Here is a 2340-nt window from a genome sequence, read left to right as displayed (position 1 = left end):
TGAGGGTGCCAGCACCACTTCTGCTACTCCGGTTGCGGCAAGCCGCTCCCCAAGTTACACTTTTTAGTGAAACTTTTGAGAGGTGCCTTATGGAAGCGACCACCAAAGACCTACGTTTGCACACCAAAGCACTGATGGCCGCCACATCGCGTGGAGAGGAGGTCATTATTTCATACCGGGGGAAGCGACGGGCAAAGCTGGTGCCTTTAGAGGATCAGCCTCGCGCTCGCGTTGGCGAAAACCCCCTTTTCGGGCTCTGGGCCGACTCCGAAACAGACCTCAGTGTCGAAGAGCAGGTGCGGCGGCTTCGAGCCCCCAGGAGCTTTGATGATGTTGATTGACACGGATGTTTTGATTTCGAACTTGCGAGGGAACCAGCGCGCGCAGAGCTTTCTGGATGCACTCCCCCACCTTCAACTTTCAGCGGTCACTTATATCGAGCTGGTTCAGGGGCTTCGTAACAAGGCGGAGCTCAAGGCATTGCGTCAGGCCATGCACTATTGGGACGCTGAGATTGAACCCATTTCTGAGGCCGTGAGTTCTCGGGCTATGTACCTGGTTGAAAGCTATTCATTAAGCCATGGGCTGCAAATGGCCGATGCGCTGATAGCCGCCACTGCTGTCACGCTTGGCGAGACGCTGGTCACGGCGAACGATAAACATTATCGGTTTATTGATGATTTGGAGGTTGAGGTTTTTCGGCCTTAGGGTATAGGTGTCGTTCGGGATTTGGGTGGTTTTGTCGGCTTACGGCCTTCGGCCTAAGCCGACCTACGGGGAGGATAATTGCGGCTGCGTCCTTTCTCGTAGGTCGGCTTAGGCCGAAGACCGTAAGCCGACAATCACCTCTATTGGCGTTCTATACAGCGTTGACAAATCTTTTCCCCTGAAATACTGTTTGGATATCCAGTTTTTAGCGTATCAGGGACTGACCATGCCTTCCAGCCACGACCAGAACTTCAAGAATTTGATCCTGGATTACCCCCGACAGGCTCTGGAGCTTTTTGCGCCGGAGGAGCACGCGGCGTTGGAGTCGAGCGTCAAGATTGTACCTATTCGGCAAGAGCAGTTGAAAGAACGGCTCGGTGAACGGTTTCGTGAGCTGGATGTGCCACTTCTGGTCGAATGGCCGGACGGGCGGCGAGAAGCGTTGCTGTTTGTCCTCGAGGAGGAGTCGAGCCCTGGCCGGTTTTCCATCGGGCGTCTTGCGCATTACTGCCTGGATCTCGCAGAACTGTATGATACGGACCGAGTGGTGCCGGTGGTCATTTTCCTGAATAAGGCCGGCCGAATTCCTGAGCGGTTGCGGCTGGGGAGCGATCAGCACACTTATCTGAGCTTCAGGTACGTCAAATGTGAGTTAAGCGCCCCGCCCTATGAGCTCTGGCAAGATAGCGACAACATTGTGGCTCGATTGAACTTGCCGAATATGCGCTGGCCTAAGGCCTCAAAGGTTGAAATATATGCCAAAGCCATTCAGGGGCTGCTGTCTTTGGAGCCAGACTGGAACCGACGCCGCAAGTACGTGGACTTTGTCGACATTTATACTGACCTGACGGATAATGAACGTCAGCACTATGAGCAAGAATATCAACAGGAGAGTGCCGAAATGGCCGGATTTGCTGAGCGTTTTACCAATATTGGGCTTGAGAGAGGTCTTGAGAAAGGCCGAGAAGAAGGTCGAGAGGAAGGTCGCCGCCAAGAGGCTGTCACTATGTTAACCCGATTCCTCACTAAACGCTTCGGGCCTCTGGACGATGTGACACAGGAACGCGTGAATAACGCCTCCGTCGAGCAACTCGAAGCCTGGAGTGACCGTGTGTTGGACGCCGAGGCGCTAGCCGAGGTATTTGAATAGCAGGTTCATTTGTCGTACCCGGTTATCGAGCACACAGTTTCCGCACAAAACCTTACACACTCCTACATTTTCCTTGGCTACGCTAACCCTGTACCTGTGTTCACCCACTTTTATAGGGAAATGCCCATGACTCGTACATTACTGATCGTCATCAGCCTGTCCCTGGTCGCCTGCTCCGGCGATGACCAACCTTTACCGGAGAGCCCTCGACAAACACTTTCAATTCCGGAAACCACCTTCTCCGGGGAGTACTCGGCTGAGGATTTCGATCTCGCCCAACCTGTGGACTATTGGGAGATTCGTCTGGGCGCGATTCCCGGGCTGGGTAGCGATGAATTTGAACGGTTGATGACCTTTGATGCGTCAACCTATGAGGCTCTGGATGATACTCAGAAAGCCATTCTTGAGGAGACCACGGTTCTTGATACTGGTTTTGGTGCTCAGTGTCGCCCCTTGAGCAATCAAAGGGGTCAGAGTCGTTT

At 53.5% G+C, this 2340-nt stretch carries 4 protein-coding genes; all 4 read left to right on the top strand.

From position 1 onward, the window contains the following. The first annotated feature begins 89 nt into the window (after window positions 1-89). Window positions 90-341: a type II toxin-antitoxin system Phd/YefM family antitoxin gene (locus tag B3520_RS17545; RefSeq protein WP_414673721.1), complete on the top strand. Its 252-nt coding sequence runs from the start codon at window positions 90-92 to the stop codon at window positions 339-341. Beyond that, entirely contained in the window at window positions 328-708 is a 381-nt protein-coding gene (locus B3520_RS14370) for a type II toxin-antitoxin system VapC family toxin (RefSeq protein ID WP_286807505.1), read from the top strand. The genes B3520_RS17545 and B3520_RS14370 overlap by 14 nt, the downstream gene beginning before the upstream one ends. Window positions 709-898: 190 nt before the next feature. Continuing rightward, complete coding sequence (locus tag B3520_RS14365) at window positions 899-1858, top strand: DUF4351 domain-containing protein (protein WP_286807504.1); 960 nt, start codon at window positions 899-901, stop codon at window positions 1856-1858. A gap of 126 nt (window positions 1859-1984) precedes the next feature. Beyond that, window positions 1985-2340 (top strand): hypothetical protein (locus B3520_RS14360; protein ID WP_286876345.1); only part of this gene is annotated, 356 nt, incomplete at its 3' end.

It is taken from the genome of Marinimicrobium sp. UBA4509, from assembly GCF_002388575.1.
Taxonomy (GTDB): domain Bacteria; phylum Pseudomonadota; class Gammaproteobacteria; order Pseudomonadales; family Cellvibrionaceae; genus Marinimicrobium; species Marinimicrobium koreense.
This window is presented reverse-complemented; position numbering and strand designations above follow the sequence as displayed.